The 17,216-nt window shown below is 49.8% G+C and carries 18 protein-coding genes; 15 read left to right on the top strand and 3 right to left on the bottom strand.

Annotated features, from left to right (window positions below; translation table 11 throughout):
* The first annotated feature begins 4 nt into the window (after positions 1 to 4).
* From ACM6JA_RS09375 to ACM6JA_RS09360, 4 genes are all read left to right on the top strand, one after another.
* Positions 5 to 406, top strand: a complete 402-nt coding sequence (locus ACM6JA_RS09375) for a VOC family protein (protein ID WP_414852069.1) — start codon at positions 5 to 7, stop codon at positions 404 to 406.
* 100 nt (positions 407 to 506) lie between these two features.
* On the top strand, positions 507 to 1,868 hold the full coding sequence (locus ACM6JA_RS09370; protein ID WP_414852068.1) for a hypothetical protein: 1,362 nt from the start codon (positions 507 to 509) through the stop codon (positions 1,866 to 1,868).
* Positions 1,869 to 2,093: 225 nt separating this feature from the next.
* Positions 2,094 to 2,633: a bifunctional pyr operon transcriptional regulator/uracil phosphoribosyltransferase PyrR gene (gene pyrR / locus ACM6JA_RS09365; RefSeq protein WP_007728461.1), complete on the top strand. Its 540-nt coding sequence runs from the start codon at positions 2,094 to 2,096 to the stop codon at positions 2,631 to 2,633.
* Positions 2,634 to 2,794: 161 nt separating this feature from the next.
* A complete protein-coding gene (locus ACM6JA_RS09360) occupies positions 2,795 to 4,153 on the top strand; it encodes a solute carrier family 23 protein (RefSeq protein ID WP_414852067.1) in 1,359 nt (452 codons plus the stop codon).
* Positions 4,154 to 4,167: 14 nt separating this feature from the next.
* Here ACM6JA_RS09360 and ACM6JA_RS09355 read toward each other — a convergent pair whose 3' ends face one another.
* Complete coding sequence (locus ACM6JA_RS09355) at positions 4,168 to 4,320, bottom strand: hypothetical protein (RefSeq protein WP_414852066.1); 153 nt, start codon at positions 4,318 to 4,320, stop codon at positions 4,168 to 4,170.
* Position 4,321: 1 nt separating this feature from the next.
* On the opposite strand from ACM6JA_RS09355, the gene ACM6JA_RS09350 reads away from it, so the two are divergent.
* The 6 genes from ACM6JA_RS09350 to pyrE are packed head-to-tail and all read left to right on the top strand — an operon-like array spanning position 4,322 to position 12,278.
* Positions 4,322 to 5,263 (top strand): aspartate carbamoyltransferase catalytic subunit, encoded by a 942-nt coding sequence (locus tag ACM6JA_RS09350; protein WP_039961401.1) that lies wholly within the window; start codon positions 4,322 to 4,324, stop codon positions 5,261 to 5,263.
* Positions 5,230 to 6,510: a dihydroorotase gene (locus tag ACM6JA_RS09345; RefSeq protein ID WP_414852065.1), complete on the top strand. Its 1,281-nt coding sequence runs from the start codon at positions 5,230 to 5,232 to the stop codon at positions 6,508 to 6,510. The genes ACM6JA_RS09350 and ACM6JA_RS09345 overlap by 34 nt, the downstream gene beginning before the upstream one ends.
* A 55-nt stretch (positions 6,511 to 6,565) precedes the next feature.
* The gene (locus tag ACM6JA_RS09340; protein WP_414852064.1) at positions 6,566 to 7,663 is read left to right on the top strand and encodes a carbamoyl phosphate synthase small subunit; all 1,098 of its coding nucleotides are present in this window, start codon (positions 6,566 to 6,568) and stop codon (positions 7,661 to 7,663) included.
* Positions 7,647 to 10,859, top strand: coding sequence for a carbamoyl-phosphate synthase large subunit (gene carB / locus ACM6JA_RS09335; protein WP_414852063.1), 3,213 nt, complete (start codon positions 7,647 to 7,649; stop codon positions 10,857 to 10,859). Before ACM6JA_RS09340 ends, carB begins: the two co-directional genes overlap by 17 nt.
* Before the next feature lie 15 nt (positions 10,860 to 10,874).
* Positions 10,875 to 11,612 carry an orotidine-5'-phosphate decarboxylase gene (pyrF, locus tag ACM6JA_RS09330; RefSeq protein ID WP_414852062.1) on the top strand — a complete coding sequence of 246 codons (738 nt, stop codon included), beginning with the start codon at positions 10,875 to 10,877 and terminating at the stop codon, positions 11,610 to 11,612.
* Between the two features lie 27 nt (positions 11,613 to 11,639).
* Positions 11,640 to 12,278, top strand: a complete 639-nt coding sequence (gene pyrE, locus ACM6JA_RS09325) for an orotate phosphoribosyltransferase (protein WP_409174607.1) — start codon at positions 11,640 to 11,642, stop codon at positions 12,276 to 12,278.
* A gap of 29 nt (positions 12,279 to 12,307) precedes the next feature.
* On the opposite strand, the gene ACM6JA_RS09320 is transcribed toward pyrE, so the two are convergent.
* Positions 12,308 to 13,405 (bottom strand): saccharopine dehydrogenase, encoded by a 1,098-nt coding sequence (locus tag ACM6JA_RS09320; RefSeq protein WP_414852061.1) that lies wholly within the window; start codon positions 13,403 to 13,405, stop codon positions 12,308 to 12,310.
* A 99-nt stretch (positions 13,406 to 13,504) separates the two neighbouring features.
* Positions 13,505 to 13,822 (bottom strand): ArsR/SmtB family transcription factor, encoded by a 318-nt coding sequence (locus tag ACM6JA_RS09315; protein WP_007728447.1) that lies wholly within the window; start codon positions 13,820 to 13,822, stop codon positions 13,505 to 13,507.
* Between the two features lie 190 nt (positions 13,823 to 14,012).
* On the opposite strand from ACM6JA_RS09315, the gene ACM6JA_RS09310 reads away from it, so the two are divergent.
* The 5 genes from ACM6JA_RS09310 (at position 14,013) to ACM6JA_RS09290 (ending at position 17,182) form a co-directional block, all read left to right on the top strand.
* A complete protein-coding gene (locus ACM6JA_RS09310) occupies positions 14,013 to 14,786 on the top strand; it encodes a peptidoglycan-binding domain-containing protein (RefSeq protein WP_414852060.1) in 774 nt (257 codons plus the stop codon).
* Between the two features lie 272 nt (positions 14,787 to 15,058).
* On the top strand, positions 15,059 to 15,535 hold the full coding sequence (locus tag ACM6JA_RS09305; protein ID WP_414852059.1) for a GNAT family N-acetyltransferase: 477 nt from the start codon (positions 15,059 to 15,061) through the stop codon (positions 15,533 to 15,535).
* 54 nt (positions 15,536 to 15,589) lie between these two features.
* Positions 15,590 to 16,105 (top strand): phage tail protein, encoded by a 516-nt coding sequence (locus ACM6JA_RS09300; protein ID WP_414852058.1) that lies wholly within the window; start codon positions 15,590 to 15,592, stop codon positions 16,103 to 16,105.
* Between the two features lie 27 nt (positions 16,106 to 16,132).
* On the top strand, positions 16,133 to 16,642 hold the full coding sequence (locus ACM6JA_RS09295; protein ID WP_414852057.1) for a phage tail protein: 510 nt from the start codon (positions 16,133 to 16,135) through the stop codon (positions 16,640 to 16,642).
* A 15-nt stretch (positions 16,643 to 16,657) separates the two neighbouring features.
* Positions 16,658 to 17,182, top strand: coding sequence for a phage tail protein (locus ACM6JA_RS09290; RefSeq protein WP_414852056.1), 525 nt, complete (start codon positions 16,658 to 16,660; stop codon positions 17,180 to 17,182).
* The last annotated feature ends 34 nt before the right edge of the window (positions 17,183 to 17,216 follow it).

Raw genomic sequence — 17,216 nt, 5'->3', positions numbered from 1 at the left:
AGCCGTGCTAAAAAGATTAGCGCATGTGACGCTGTACGTTCACGATTGTGAAGAGGCATTGCGATTTTACACGGAAAAACTCGGTTTCGAAAAACGCATGGATTCTCGTATGGATGATGGCTCTCGGTGGCTTACTGTCGGTCTTCCAGGGCAGGAGATCGAGATCGTATTGCATGACCCAACCCATTGGCATCGGGAAAATGTTGCGCAGGAAATGCTTCGTCAGGTCGGCAAAAATCCAATGTGGGTTTGGGAGACGGATGATTTTGGGTCCACATACGAAACGCTGCTTCAACGCGGCGTGAAGTTTGTGAGTGAACCAACCGAAGTGATGTATGGCATGGAGGTTGTTTTCGAGGATCTGTATGGCAATCGTTTTTTGTTGTTGCAGCCAGTCTTCATGTGACACTTACATAATGGTAGTTGGAATGGAAAACGCTAGTAGAGAGCTTATTACTTTCTTCTGGCGTTTTTTTTCATCATTCAATTGAGAGTGTAAGGAGTGGATGCCTGTGATTCGAAAATGTGGGAAGCTGATCAGCCTTTTTGTCCTTTTGGTTGTACTTGTCACAGCAAACGGTGAAGCAAAGGTGGCAGCCCAAAGCCAACAGCCAGAGCGTGTGAACAAGGAGATAAGCGTTCCGGCAAAAATTGCATTTACGAGCAACCAGCATTTGTTTTTGGCAGATGGACGGGATGTAACGGGAAAGATAAAGCAAATCACGAAGGACGGCTATGCACAGATCGTGGGTTGGTCGCCAGATGGCAAGTGGCTCCTGTTTGTGAAATACAAAGGCAACGACAATTACTCGACGCCTGGCTACGTATGGATCGTCAGTGCTGACGGCAGCAAAGCTGTGCAGGTAGACGAGCGAGCGGTTTTTGAAATGCCTAAATGGTCCCCGAAAGCGAACAAGCTAGCGTACACCGTGAATATCGGCAGTAATGAAGCGCCGAGACCATTGTTGATTGTAAAAGATGTCCATGAGCAGGGAGAATTAACTTTGCAAAGTTCAACAAATGCTGATTTCGCAGATTTTGCCTGGATGCCGGATGGGGAAAACATGCTTGTCTCGTTACCTGCCGAAAAAAATAAGCCGATGACGCTGGCCTTGCGCACGCTTGCAGGTAAACCGTTGGCTGCCTACCCGATTGCAGAACCGCCAAAAGTGGAGGAAGGTATCTACCCATGGGCAGCGACAGGCTTAAAAGTATCCCCGGATGGGAAGTCTGTGGCCTACTTTGTCAGGTATAACTCCGGCTCCTTGTCTGCTGATGGCGTACCGATTCAATGGTTTGATTTGACACAGCCTGCCAAAAAGCCAATAGTGCTCGGTACAGGATTGGCTTATCCTGATTGGCTTGCCTGGACACCAAATAGCGAACGGCTCGCTTTTGTCGATGGCACTGACCGGATCGCCACGACAAACAAGCAGTTGAAGCTGGCGGATCGAGCAGGAAAGGTTAAAGCAGTCAGCCCTGGTCCAGTGGTGGTAGACACTTATCCGGTATGGATTCCAAAAGCTCCGTACACGCTGCTTTTCACTAGAGGCTTGTCTACGCCGTATTCGTATGATCCAAAAAAGGTCATGGTACCGGAACAAGGCATCTGGCGGCGGTCCGCAGATGGAGCTGAGCAGCAGGTGACAAAAGGAGAAGCGAATACAACGGACTACTATCCTGCGCCGTCTCCAGATGGTAAACAGCTTCTTTTCTTGCGTTTGAATCGAGCGGAGCATGGTTCCCTGTTTATCCAAGGAATTGGCGAGGATGCGGACAAACAAGTCGAGCTGATCAAAGACATTACAGGGGATATTGGTTATTATGCGAACTACTTGCCACCGTGGGTCAGCGTCTATTGGGAATAGTTAGACTTTTCCGGGCTGCATTGACACCCGTCCAGAATCGTGACATAATTTCTACATGACGAATGGAACCTTTAAATCCAGTCCAGTGAGGCTGGCAAGGGCACGGAATGACAAGCAGGCGGGACTCTTAAAAGTCCGGTCAGTTTGTCCGAGGGCTTCTTGTCTCCTGACAAGGAGCCTTTTTTCGTAAGGTCCACTGTTCCCGTCGAGAAGGGGGATATTGAGATGATCAACAAAAGCGTCATTATGGATGAAGCCGCAATTCGCCGAGCGCTTACACGAATCGCACATGAAATTATCGAGCGAAACAAAGGCGTCGAGGATCTCATTATCGTGGGCATTAAGACCAGAGGGATCTACCTCGCGCAACGTCTTGTGGAAAGAATCGAAATGATTGAAAATGTGAAAGTACCAGTCGGTGAGTTGGACATTACGTTCTATCGTGACGATCTGCAACACAAGTCCGAAGATGCCATTTTACAAGGCTCCAAGCTCCCGGATCAAATCACAGGCAAGACTGTGATTCTGGTGGATGATGTTCTCTACACAGGAAGAACCGTGCGTGCCGCATTGGATGCACTGATTGACAACGGTCGCCCACGGATGATTCAACTGGCTGTTCTGGTTGATCGCGGTCATCGCGAGCTACCAATCCGCCCTGATTTCGTCGGAAAAAACCTCCCAACTGCTCGAACGGAAATTGTCGATGTACAATTGGCAGAAGTGGACGTTATGGACATTGTGTCCATCCGACAGCTACTGTAAAAATAAAATACCCCTCTTTAAAAACGATCCCGTGAGGTCGGCAAGAGGCAAGAAACTTCCCATGAGCATGGCGAAGCTAGCCTCTTTGTGTCCGCACAAAGAGGTTTTTTGTATAAAAGAAGCTTTTTGAATGAAAGAAACAAAACAGGGGGCATACAGGCATGAGCCAGAAAAATTACATCGATGTAGACGAAACACCACATATTTCGCGATTGCTGCCACTAAGTATTCAACATTTGTTTGCGATGTTCGGCTCGACTGTACTCGTACCGATCTTGACGGGTCTGGATGTTGCAACCGCCCTCTTGGCGAGCGGGATCGGGACACTGCTGTTCCTGTGGATCACCAAAGGAAAGCTTCCGAACTATCTCGGTTCTTCCTTCGCCTTCATTGGTCCGATTATCGTCGTGAGTCAATCGCATGGCGTAGGTACGGCACTCTTAGGCTGCTTCCTCTCCGGGATTGTGTACATCATCGTCGCCGGGATCGTGAAGAAGGCAGGAGTCAAATGGCTCGATCGGGTACTGCCACCAGTTGTCATCGCATCCGTCATCGTTGTGATCGGTCTGAGCCTGGCTGGCGTAGCAGTAGATATGGCAACGAAAGTCACTGTAGACGGTCAATCGCAAATGTCACTGACTTCGATTGAAATCTCGCTCATTACCGTGGTTATAACAGTTCTTGCAGCGGTCATGCTGCGCGGTTTCCTTGGTCTTATCCCAATCTTGATCGGAATGGTTTCAGGTTATGTATACACACTGCTGCGTCACCCTGATCTGATTCATTTTCAAACAGTGAAAGATGCTCCTTGGGTTGTTGGATTCAGTGAAATGTTTACCTCCCACTTCAAATTCGCAGAGGTGACGAGTGCAATGGCGAATCCAAGCGCATGGATCGCTGCCCTGGTTATCGCACCAGTCGCTTTCGTCACATTGGCAGAGCATCTGGGTCACTTGCTGGTAACGAGTAAAGTCATGGATCGTGATTTGATGAAAGACCCTGGACTGCACCGCAGCTTACTCGGGGACGGTATTGCAACGTCACTCGCTGCGATTATGGGCGGTCCACCTGCAACGACGTACGGTGAGAACATCGGAGTCCTTGCGATTACAAAGGTATACAGCCGCGTCGTCATCGGTTTGGCTGCCGTTCTCGCGATTATGTTCGCCTTCGCAGGTAAGGTCAGTGCCTTCTTGATGACGATCCCAACGCCGGTACTTGGCGGTGTCTCCATCATCCTGTTCGGTATCATCGCGGCACAAGGCTTGCGGATGTACGTCGAGCACAAAGTGAATTTTGCAGACAAGCGCAACATGATTCTCGCAGCGGTCATCCTCGTAACGGGAATCGGCGGATACAAAATCAGTTTTGCAGGTACAGGTATCGCTTTCCTGAACGATCTGACCATCGATAATATCGCACTCTCTACCTTCCTGGGAATCATTCTGCACCTGATCCTTCCAGGAAAAGAGTCCGCGATGGGAGAAGCGCACCGCGAAGAACAAAAACAAATAGCCTAAACGTTCCCAATCCTTTAAATCCAGTCCAGAGAGGCTGGCAAGGCAAAGAACGCTGTTTTGGCTGCCCAAAAAAGGCACTCAACCAGCTTCTTGTCTCGCTTGCCTCCAGATGCAAAGCGATGCCAAGAAGCTTTTTCTTTTAACATGAAAGAATCGGAGGGATTCATGATGAAAAATGTAGCGCATTTGATTGGCCTCAAAGACTTATCGAAAGAACAGATCATCCAGCTCCTCGAGCGAGCAGAGTATTGGGCTGCCAGACCAACTGAGCAAGCGGATATCCTGCGCGGACGGTTTGTCGCGAATCTGTTCTTCGAGGCCAGTACCAGAACCCGCTTCTCTTTTGAGGTAGCACAAAAGCGACTGGGCGCACATGTTTTGAACTTCATTCCGGAAACCTCCTCTACCGTAAAAGGCGAGACGGTCTATGACACGATCCGCACCTTGGAAGCAATGGGAGTGGAAGCAGCCGTTATTCGCACTAAGAAAGAAGGCCTGCTGCAAGAGTTGGCAGAAAGCGTAGACATGAAGCTGATCAACGCGGGAGATGGAACGAATGAGCACCCGACCCAATGCCTGCTCGATCTTTTGACCATGAAAAGGCAGTTTGGCAAGCTCTCTGGTCTCACGGTAGCGATCATTGGAGACCTGCGCCACAGCCGCGTGCTCGGTTCTCACCTGCATGCGCTGCCGAAGCTCGGCGTGAATCTGCTGCTCTCAGGTCCAGCTACGATGATGCCGGCACATATCCCGCAAGGTGTCAAAATCGTGGAAATGGAAGAAGCGGTTCAAACCGCAGATGTGGTCATGATGCTGCGCGTTCAGCTGGAGCGCCATGCTGAATCCCTCTATCTATCGAAGGAAGAGTACCACAAGGCACACGGGCTGACTCTGGAAAGAGCCAAAATGATGAAGTCCGGCGCAGTTATCATGCATCCGGCACCCGTCAATCGCGGGGTTGAGATTCATACCGATTTGGTAGAAAGCGAAACGTCCTTGATTCAAACCCAAGTGACCAACGGAGTCGCAGCAAGAATGGCAGTTCTAGAAACTCTTTTGAAAGGGAGCGAAATGACATGGGAATCATCCTTGGCAACGGCAACGTACTAAATCAGGCGGGGGAACTCACCCCGATGGAAATATTGGTGGAAAAGGGAAGAATCACAGCGATGGGGGAAACGCTCGATCGCTGTGGGCATGAATGGATCGATTGCCACGGCGGCATGATTAGCGCGGGTCTCATCGATGCCCACGTACATCTACGTGAGCCAGGCTTTGAACATAAAGAAACGATCGAAACAGGGGCAAAAGCAGCGGTACAAGGCGGATTTACAACAGTAGCATGCATGCCGAACACACGACCGTCCATCGACAGTGTCGAGACCGTGACCTACATTTTGGACAAAGCGAGCGAGGCTGGTATGGCGCGCGTGATCCCGTATGGTGCGATTACTGTTCGCCAATTGGGAAAAGAGTTGACGGATTTCGCAGGGTTAAAAGAAGCGGGGATCTTCGCGCTGACAGATGACGGTGTAGGTGTGCAATCCACAGCAATGATGAAAAAGGCCATGCAAAAAGCAGCAGAGCTCGGTATCGCAATCGTTGCTCACTGTGAAGACGAAGACCTGTTGATCCCGGGAGCAGCCTTGCATGACGGGGTGGTAGCAGCTCGACACGGACTCCCTGGAATTCCTTCTGAGTCAGAGTCCATCCACGTTGGCCGCGATATCTTACTGGCAGAACAGACAGGTGTGCACTACCACGTATGCCACATCAGCGCGAAAGAGTCGGTGCGTCTGGTACGCGACGGGAAACGCGCTGGCGTAAATGTAACATGTGAAGTCAGTCCGCATCACCTCTTGCTGTGCGACGAGGATATCCCGGACAATCTGGATACGAATTGGAAAATGAACCCGCCACTGCGCTCTCGTGAGGATCGCGCTGCACTGATTGCGGGATTGAAAGACGGCACCATTGATATGATCGCCACAGACCACGCACCTCACACTCAAGAGGAAAAAGCAAACGGGATTAACCGTGCACCGTTCGGAATCGTCGGACTGGAGACAGCATTCCCGCTCCTGTACACAAATCTCGTGCAAACTGGAGAGCTGACCTTGAAGAGGCTGGTTGAGCTGTTGACCGTGAAGCCAGCAGAAGCATTCAAACTGCCATACGGACGTCTGGAAGTAGGCGCACCAGCAGACCTGACTGTGATTGATCTGGAAACCGAAAAAACAATTGACCCAAGCACATTCGCAAGTAAAGGAATCAACACACCATTTGCTGGTTGGGCATGCAAAGGCTGGCCGACCCTGACGCTGGTAGATGGGAAGATCGTATATCAAAACGTGTAAAAACGACTTACAGACAAGACACAAGTTTTTACACGACAATGGAGGAGGAGCATAGATGCGTGCAAGATTGATCTTGGAAGACGGAACAGAATTTATCGGGACGGCATTTGGAGCGACAAAGGAGTCCTACGGGGAAGTGGTTTTCAATACAGGGCTGACTGGCTACCAGGAGGTTTTGTCCGACCCATCCTACTGCGGACAGATCGTCACCATGACATACCCGCTAATCGGAAATTACGGGATCAATCGAGACGACTTTGAAGCTGTTCGTCCGTACATTCACGGCTTCGTTGTTCGCGAGCATTGCGAGGCACCCAGCAACTGGCGCAATACGAACACACTCGATGAACTGCTGAAAACATACGACATCCCGGGCATTGCCGGTATCGACACACGGATGTTGACGAGAAAAATTCGTTACCACGGCACAATGAAGGGCATGATTACAACCAGTGAAGCCCCGTTGGCTGAATTGGTTGCTGCCCTGAACGGCACGACATTGATGACAGACCAAGTATCACGCGTTTCTACGAAAAGCGTCTTCAGCTGCCCAGGTACAAGTCATCGGGTAGTGCTGGTAGACTTCGGAGCCAAGCACGGGATTTTGCGCGAGTTGACCAAACGCAACTGCGACGTTGTCGTTGTGCCTTACAATGTGACAGCAGAAGAGATTCGCCGCATTCAGCCGGACGGGATTCTCTTGTCCAATGGCCCTGGGGACCCGAAGGACGTACCGCAAGCTGTAGAGATGATTCGCGATATCTTGGGTGAATATCCGCTGTTCGGAATTTGCCTTGGTCACCAGTTGTTCGCACTAGCATCTGGCGCTGACACGACGAAAATGAAATTCGGACACCGTGGCGGCAACCATCCGGTAAAAGAGCTGCCAACCGGACGCACATATATCACATCCCAGAACCACAGCTATGCAGTCAAAGAAGACTCACTGGCAGGCACGGAACTGGAAGTTACACATATCGCACTTAATGATGGCACCATCGAAGGCGTACGACATGCAGCGAAGAATGCATTCTCAGTACAGTACCATCCAGAAGCAGCTCCAGGACCGTATGATTCCGGCTACCTGTTCGACCAGTTTCTTGCGATGATGGAAACCGCTAAGGAGGAAAAAACTCATGCCAAAACAAGATAATCTGAAAAAAATCCTCGTAATCGGCTCTGGACCTATCGTCATCGGGCAGGCTGCAGAATTTGACTATGCAGGAACGCAAGCATGCGAAGCGTTAAAAGAAGAGGGCATGGAGGTAGTTCTGATCAACTCCAACCCAGCGACCATCATGACTGATACAAACATGGCGGACAAAGTATATATCGAGCCAATCACACTTGAATTCGTAGCGCGCGTCATTCGTCAAGAGAAGCCGGATGGACTACTGCCTACTCTTGGAGGTCAAACAGGCTTGAACATGGCTGTTGCCCTCTCAGAAGCAGGCGTTCTCGAGCAAGAAAATGTAAAGCTGCTCGGAACCAAGCTGGAATCGATCAAGCAAGCAGAAGACCGCGACCTGTTCCGCTCCCTCATGAATGAACTGGGCGAGCCGGTACCTGAATCAGTCATCGTGAGCACGGTAGAAGAAGCTGTCGATTTTGCAAACGAAATCGGTTATCCCATCATCGTTCGTCCTGCTTACACCTTGGGTGGTACAGGCGGCGGAATTTGTGAAGATGAAGAAACCCTCCGTGAGATCGTCGCAAGCGGATTGAAATACTCCCCGATTACGCAATGCTTGATCGAGAAAAGCATTGCCGGCATGAAAGAAATCGAGTACGAAGTGATGCGCGATGCCAACGACAACTGCATCGTAGTCTGCAACATGGAAAACATCGACCCAGTCGGCGTGCATACAGGTGACTCCATCGTAGTAGCGCCTAGCCAAACATTGGCTGACCGCGAATATCAAATGCTGCGCACATCCGCACTGAACATCATCCGGGCGCTTGGTATCGAGGGTGGCTGCAACGTACAATACGCACTCGACCCGCACAGCTTCCAGTACTACGTGATCGAAGTGAACCCGCGTGTGAGCCGCTCTTCTGCACTGGCTTCCAAGGCGACAGGCTACCCAATCGCAAAGATGGCAGCCAAAATCGCAATCGGCTACACGTTGGATGAACTGAAAAACCCAGTGACAGGCCAAACATACGCATGCTTCGAGCCAACACTGGACTACATCGTCAGCAAAATCCCACGCTGGCCGTTCGACAAGTTCCAATCCGCCAATCGCAAGCTCGGTACGCAAATGAAAGCGACTGGAGAAGTCATGGCGATCGGTCGGACTTTTGAAGAATCGATCATGAAAGCCATCCGTTCCTTGGAAATCGGCAGCTATCACATCGAGATCAAGGGAGCAGACGAAATCAGCGAAGACGATTTGAAAACACGACTGGTGCACGCGGATGACGAACGCCTCTTCCTGCTGGCAGAAGCACTGCGCCGTGGCTGGACGATCGAACAACTGCACAACCTGACCAAGATCGATCTGTTCTTCCTGCACAAGTTCCATAAAATGATTGCCTTTGAAGCGGAACTGGCAAAAGGCTTGACGAGCGAAAAGCTGTACGAAGCAAAACGCATGGGCTTCACGGACCGCAAAATTGCTGAACTGTGCGGTGAGACAGAAGAAGCGGTACATGCAATGCGCAAAGAAAAAGGCTTTGTACCTGTATATAAAATGGTAGATACTTGCGCGGCAGAATTCGAAGCGCAAACACCGTACTACTACTCCGCGTATGAAGTAGAAGACGAGCGCATCGAGACTGGCAAGAAGCGTGTGGTCGTGCTGGGCTCCGGACCAATCCGCATCGGGCAAGGAATTGAGTTTGACTATGCGACTGTCCACGCTGTCTGGGCACTGAGAGAAGCGGGCTATGAGGCAGTGATCATCAACAACAACCCGGAGACCGTTTCTACAGACTTTAACACTTCTGATCGCCTGTACTTCGAGCCGCTGTACATCGAAGACGTCATGAACATTCTCGATGTGGAAAAACCAGAGGGTGTCATCGTACAATTCGGCGGACAAACCGCGATCAACCTGGCTGACAAGCTGACTGCACGCGGAATCAAAATCTTGGGTACGAGTCTGGAAAACATCGACGCAGCGGAAAACCGTGAGAAGTTCGAAGCGCTGCTGCGCAAGCTGGAAATCGCCCAACCACCAGGCAAAACGGTTACGTCAGTCGAGCAGGCAGTAGTGGCAGCAGAAGGTCTTGGCTTCCCAGTCCTGGTTCGCCCATCCTACGTACTTGGCGGACGTGCGATGGAAATCGTCTACAACCAGTCCGAACTGTTGGAGTACATGGAAAAAGCGGTGAAGGTAAATCCTGATCACCCTGTACTGGTAGACCGTTACATGGTCGGGGTAGAAGTGGAAGTCGATGCGATCTGCGACGGCGAAAACGTTCTGATTCCAGGCATTATGGAGCATATCGAACGCGCAGGTGTGCACTCCGGTGACTCCATCGCCGTATATCCTCCGCAATCCTTGTCCCAAGCGATCAAGGATGAACTGATCGATATGACGACAAAGCTGGCACGTGCCCTGCAAATCAAAGGCTTGCTCAACATCCAGTTCGTCATCTATAAAGACCGCCCATACGTAATCGAGGTCAATCCGCGTTCGTCCCGTACGGTGCCATTCCTCTCCAAAGTAACGGGGATTCCAATGGCGAACATCGCAACGAAAGCAATCCTTGGTTACTCTATCATCGAACAAGGCTTTACACCGGGCTACCATCCAGAAGAGTCGATGGTTTCTGTCAAAGTACCAGTCTTCTCCTTCGCAAAGCTGCGTCGCGTCGATATTACGCTCGGCCCTGAAATGAAATCGACCGGAGAAGTCATGGGACGCGAGAGCACTCTGGCAAAAGCGTTGTACAAAGGCTTAGTCGCAGCAGGCATGAATATCCCGACACAAGGCACCTTGCTCGTGACAGTTGCTGATAAAGACAAGGAAGAAGCGCTAGACATCGTGAAACGCTTCCGCCACCTCGGCTTCAAGCTGATGGCGACCGCAGGCACAGCCGATTATTTGGAGCAAGCAGGACTACAAGTAACACGCGTAAGCAAATTGTCCGAAGGCACGCCAAACCTGTTGGATGTCATCCATACAGGCGAAGCGAACATCGTACTCAATACACTGACAAAAGGCAAAACGCCACAACGCGACGGCTTCCGCATTCGTCGGGAAGCAGTAGAGAACGGCGCCGTATGCTTGACTTCACTCGATACAGCTTCCGCTCTCCTGCACGTACTAGAGACGATCACATTCTCAACAGAAGCAATGCCAGCCCAGCGTGCTGGTGCCAAAGTGGCAGTAACCGTATAAAAAGGGGAGAGCAGCGTGCAACAACAACTAACCGATATTCGCGAACGCATGATTGTTGCGCTCGACTTTTCCACTCTGGATGAAGTCAAGAAGTGCATCGAGCCGCTACAGGGGCATATCCGCTATGTAAAAGTAGGGATGGAGCTCGCTTACGCAGAAGGACCAGCGATCGTTTCCTTTCTGAAGGAAAAAGGATTCAAAGTGTTCCTCGACTTGAAGGTTCACGATATTCCCAATACCGCTAAAGGCGCGATGAGAAGCCTGGCGCGTCTGGGAGCAGACATGGTAAACGTTCATGCAGCAGGCGGCGTAGCCATGATGGCGGCAGCCAGAGAAGGTTTGGAGCAAGGGACAGCGGCAGGTGCTGCTCGTCCCCTCCTGATCGGTGTGACGATGCTGACATCCACTGGTTTGCAAACGATGAATCAAGAATTGGCGATTCCAGGTGCGGTAGAAGATGTTGTGGTGCACTATGCACGGATGACCAAGCAAGCTGGCTTGGATGGAGTCGTTGCTTCTCCACTAGAAGTACCGATGATCAAAAAAGCTGCTGGAGACGCATTCGTAACCGTAACGCCAGGAATTCGTCCGCTGGGAGCAGATCAAGGCGATCAGACGCGTATCACGACGCCGGAACAGGCATTCCGCTTGGGCAGTGATTACCTCGTGATCGGACGCGCCATAACGGGTGCAAAAGATCCGGTAGGGGTTTGGCAAAGTATCGTCGCAGCAGTGGAAAAAGATCGTTCGTAAAGTAGCCAGCTGGAGGGAATAAGTGAAATGACGACAATGACAACCGCTAAACAAATTGCAGCGAATCTTCTCGAAATCGGGGCAGTTCATCTGCGACCGGAGCAACCTTTTACATGGACGTCCGGGATCAAATCCCCGATCTACTGCGACAACCGGATCACGATGTCCTATCCGCATGTGCGCCGTGCCATTGCGAGAGCGTTTGCCGATTTGATCAAGGAGCAGTACCCAGATGCGCAAGTCGTTGCTGGAACAGCGACTGCTGGTATTCCACATGCTGCATGGGTAGCAGAGCTGCTTGATCTGCCTATGATTTACGTACGGGACAAGGCAAAAGGCCATGGTCGCCAAAATCAGATTGAGGGCGCACTGGCGGCTGGTCAAAAGGTAGTCGTGATTGAAGACCTGATTTCCACAGGAGGCAGCTCCTTGAAAGCAGCGCAAGCGGTGCAGGCTGAGGGTGGAGAGGTACTGGGGGTCGTAGCCATTTTCAGCTACCAATTCCCGGATGCCCAAGCCTTGTTTGAGGAAGCGGGCATTCCTTGCTCCACGATATCGAATTACACAGCACTTTTGGAAGTAGCTTCAGAGCAAGGGGTTATTACAAGCGAACAGGAAAAAGTATTGGGCGAATGGCGGAAATCCCCGCGTACTTTTTTTGAATAAGTGATATATGATGAAGAGTAGGGCGGCGGTCAAACCGTCCTACTCTTTTTTGTTTCATCGTGGATCACAATCTGGACTCCTTCGGATCGATAGAACTGGAGGATATCGTCGCCAGTCATTTCGAAATGACCAAAATCCTCTGGAAAAAGAATACCGGGCGTAACCGTAGAGTTTTCATTTTGCAAAATGATTTGTTGTGCAAAAATGGCAGCGCCCAAAGCGGTCAGATGAGTCTGCCCTTTCGGATCAGTAATGTCGACTTGGCGTTTTACGTTTATGCCATGCTGATTGCGTCCATTTATTTGGATGACAACATGGTGAGGTGACCCTGCGCCTGGATTGTACAGTATTTTTTGACGTGTGCTCTTGCTGAGCAGGTTCCATATCCGGCTTTTTACCAATGAAACGAGGGCAAAAGTAGACAGTTTATGGTCAAAGGCGATGCGAAAATCAGCGGTAGTTACGTTTTGGGCTTTCACGAGCGTCATGTGATCCGGTGTGTCAAGACGATAGCATTTCGTATGGTATCCATTCGGAAAGGTCACGGGTACCGGATCTGACATGGGTGTAACTTCTTTTACGCCAGTGGGTGAGATGACAGTAAAAGGGATCGTCATGCGATCCATATAGTCGGTGGAATCTGGACCTGCTTTGTCTTGAAGGGAATAAAGGGCGTGAAGATGGATCTGGACATCTTGCAGGGCAGCTGCATGTATGCTTGCGAGAAGCGCTACAGTTCCCCCCATCCACCCTGAGGCGAGAATGACTGGAGAGCCAATGTTCTCATTCTTCAAGCGTTCGATCGAACGTGTAAATCGTTCTGTCCAACGCGTGACGTCAATCAGAGGGATCTGTCGGCGAACTGCAGCAAGTAGCAGTGTGTCATCAGGATCATTTACTGCACTAATTATCAAGGTCAAATCATCTGGGGCATGGGCGAGAGGATCGGATTTGGAGATATCCAAGAGGAAAGGCTTTAGCCTAGTGGACGCAAATGGCAAAGTCTTTCCCGCAGACCTTCCTCCCAGCAATAATTCGAGATTAGGGTGGCGATCGTGCAGGATCTTGGCAATTTGGCTCCCGACCGTTCCGTAGCCGCCGACAATTAGAACTTTGGTGAGATTCATGTAGATTTCCCCTTTGATTAAATGTTTATTCGTTTAAGTTTATTAACGGATGATTGTGAAAAACAGGGACACACTGTCCCTTTTCGTGACGGTTCAAATTCAGTTGCACTCTTCTTCGACGAAAGTCACCAATTGCTTGAAAAGTCGGATCGCTTCTGTAATTTCAAGCCGATAGAACATCTCTGTTCCCTTCTTTTGAACGTTTACTAGGCCCGCTTGTTTTAATATTTTCAAGTGATGAGACACCGTAGGTCTAGACATGGGAATATGCTCGGCGATTTGTGTTACGTTCATGCTTTCCTTGTCGATGAGAAGAGCTACGATTTGCTGCCGAATCGGATCACCCAAGCCTTGGAAGTATGGACTTAACTCCATAAATATTTGAATTGCTTTTTCATTGCAGGTTGGATTCGTCATTGCACACTCCGTTAATAAACTTAATCATTTAAACCAAAGTATATGGGTTCTTCCTTATTTTTGCAAGTCATAAAAACGTTGATAGATCAGCAATAAAGTAAGAGGAAGCTAGAATCGCCAGATGCAATAGGAAAGAAAAGTAGGGAATAGTAAGGGAGGTTACAAAAAAAGTAAAGGTAGGTGCTTGTGTATGAATAAAGGAACGGGGAGCCTGGGCTCTCTTTTGAAAACAGGGAAGGTTAAGAAAATCATCGGTGCAGCTTTTTTGTCTGCCACACTCATGTTTTCCCTTCCTCATACGGGACAGGCTGTGGGCAAAGGTGCTCATGGGCCAGATATTTATGTGATTCAGGGGATGTTGAAATCAATAAGTAGTTACTCGGGTCAAATCAATGGATACTACGATGATGTTACCGTACGAGGTGTGAAGCATTATCAGAAAAAACACGGGTTGCCTGTTACAGGAAATGTAGATAATCGTACGTTCCAAAGTATTGTTTATTCCTATGATAGTATCAAATCTGGCAAACGTGGCCATGGAGGCGGCAAAGGTCACGGTGGAGGAGCAGACCATGGAGGCGGCAAAGGTCAAGGCGGAGGCATGGGAGGCGGAGCAGATCAAGGCGGAGGCATGGGAGGCGGAGCAGGTCAAGGCAAAGGCTACGGCGGTGGAACTAGCCAAGGCCAAGGTAAAAGCTATGGCGGCGGAACAGGCGAAGGCCAAGGCCAAGGCCAAGGCAAGGGCCAAGGCTACGGCGGCGGAACAGGCGAAGGTCAAGGCCAAGGCAAAGGTTACGGCGGCGGAACAGGTGAAGGCCAAGGTAAAGACAACGGTAACGGCGGTGGAACCGGCAACGGTGGCGGAAAAGGCAACGGCGGCGGAACTGACAACGGTGGCGGAAAAGGTAACGGCAACGGCAACGGTAAGAACATTGAGGATAACGAAGGCACTGGAAAAGACTAATTGTACACGTGAGATAAAAACGCTTCTTCTCTTTTTGGGGACGAAGCGTTTTTCATGTAAAAGAGCTAACTTTAGTTAGTGTTAGAAGGAATTTGGCTAATGATATCATTATTCATGATTGCTATTTAATCAGGCAGGATATCAGAAAAAGTTCGAAGGAGGAAGAGCGATACACATAGGAAGGACAAGTCGGCGTATCCAGGCCTGAAAGAATGCAAGCAGGTAACTGATCAAATGACAGAAAAGTACAACGATTGCATGCAAGGAGGATTATGGTACATACCAGACCTTTTGAATATGAGCAAGACGAAGCATTTATTTGGGAATTGTACTGTTCTACGAGAACCGAAGAAATGGCTCTTTGGGGTTGGAGTGAGTCGGACAAGCTTGCTTTTTTACAGTCGCAGTTTATCATGCAGCAGAAATCATACCAAATGCAGTTTCCCGCTCAGAAGCACCAAATCATTCTCCGATCCGAGCAGCCTATCGGTCGGATGATCACGGATGCGAGCGGAGATGATTTGCATCTTGTAGATATTTCTTTGCTGCCTGCTTATCGGGGACAGGGTGTTGGTTCTAGCGTGATTGGCGATCTGCAAAAAGAGGCTCAAGCTTTCCAATTACCAATCCGTTTACGTGTTTTACAAGGGAACCCCGCCTTTCGATTATATGAACGACTTCATTTCATCGTGACAGACTCAACGGGGCTGTATATCCAAATGGAATGGCAGCCACTTCTGCAAAAATGAGCAAACTGTTCGTTCGACAACGGAAATAACCACTTTACATAAGGAGGATGCAACATGGCAGAGCCATTTCTAGGAGAAATCAGGATGTTTGGAGGAGATTATGCACCACAAGGATGGGCATTATGCGATGGGCAGATCTTATCTATTTCTGAATACGACACATTGTATAGTTTGATTGGAACCACATACGGCGGGGATGGACAAACGACTTTTGCGTTGCCTGATTTACGGGGACGTATCCCGCTCCATCAAGGGAAAAATCCGAGCACAGGAACTACCTTCGTGATAGGTGAAAAAAATGGTGTAGAATCCGTCACCTTAAACGTCCCACAATTGCCCGCGCATACACATACGGTCCATGCATCATCGCAGCCAGGAACGCAGAACAGCCCTGCCAATGCAGTATGGGCAAAGAATTCGCAGCTATATTCAACAAATGCACCTGATGGATTGATGAACGCGTCCAGCTTGAGTACTGTAGGTGGAAATCAACCACACAGTAACCTGATGCCGTTTACGGTTATTAATTTCATCATTGCCCTGTATGGGATCTATCCTCAACAAAATTAACATTCCAATCGAACAGGAGGATTTTACATGGAACCATTTCTTGGAGAAATTCGATTTTTCCCCTTTCCATTTGCGCCAAAGGGTTGGGCTTTGTGTAATGGTGCGTTGTTGTCTATCAATGGAAACCAGGCACTGTTTTCCTTGTTAGGAGCTGTTTATGGGGGGGACGGGAAAAACACGTTTGCTTTACCAGATTTAAGAGGGCGTGTCCCCGTTCATAAAAACAATCAACAAGATCGTCCAATCGTACCGCTTGGTATGTCAGCCGGAGAAGAAACGCATGTATTAACAACAAACGAAATACCCGATCATACCCATACCGCGACGGGCTCGAATGCAGGTGCCAATGAAAAAACTAGCGCTGGGAACTACTGGGCACAAGCATCCACCACAACCTATGGGACAACCCCTGATACAACGATGAGTGAGAGTGCGTTGCAAACGGTAGGAAACAGTGCACCTCATACGAATATGCAGCCGTATTTGGTCGGGAATTTTTGCATCGCGATTCAAGGGATTTACCCGCCAAGAAACTAGAGGAGGCACTATCATATGGATCCGTATATTGGAGAAATTCGTATCTTCGCTGGCAACTACCCGCCGAGGGACTGGGCTTTTTGTGATGGACAACTGCTTGCGATCCCTTCCAATCCTGTTTTGTATTCGATATTGGGAACAAAGTATGGCGGCGATGGCAAGACCACATTTGCGCTTCCCAATTTAAGGGGCACAGCCCCGATGAACCAGGGGGAAGGACCTGGATTGACACCGCGTACGGCAGGTCAGACTGATGGCACAGCCAAGATAACACTGCTGCAAAACGAAATTCCGGCGCATACTCATGTTCCCAATGCTTGCTCAACGCCTACAGGGGATACGCCAACAGGGGCGAAATGGTCGTCCACTGGTGGCCGGGGAGGTATCATTCCTTACTCTAACACGAGTGATGGGACACAGCTTAGCCCGCAAGCAATTGGAACCACAGGCGGGACTCAGCCTCATAATAATATGCAACCTTATCTCGGACTCTCGTTCATCATTTGTGTGGAAGGCGGAGCTTTTCCGGCGAAAGGATAGAGACTGAATTTTGGACGCCCAATGCTGTGCAGCT

The organism is Brevibacillus sp. IT-7CA2 (assembly GCF_949767855.1).
In the GTDB taxonomy this organism is placed as follows: Bacteria; Bacillota; Bacilli; order Brevibacillales; family Brevibacillaceae; genus Brevibacillus.
This window is presented reverse-complemented; position numbering and strand designations above follow the sequence as displayed.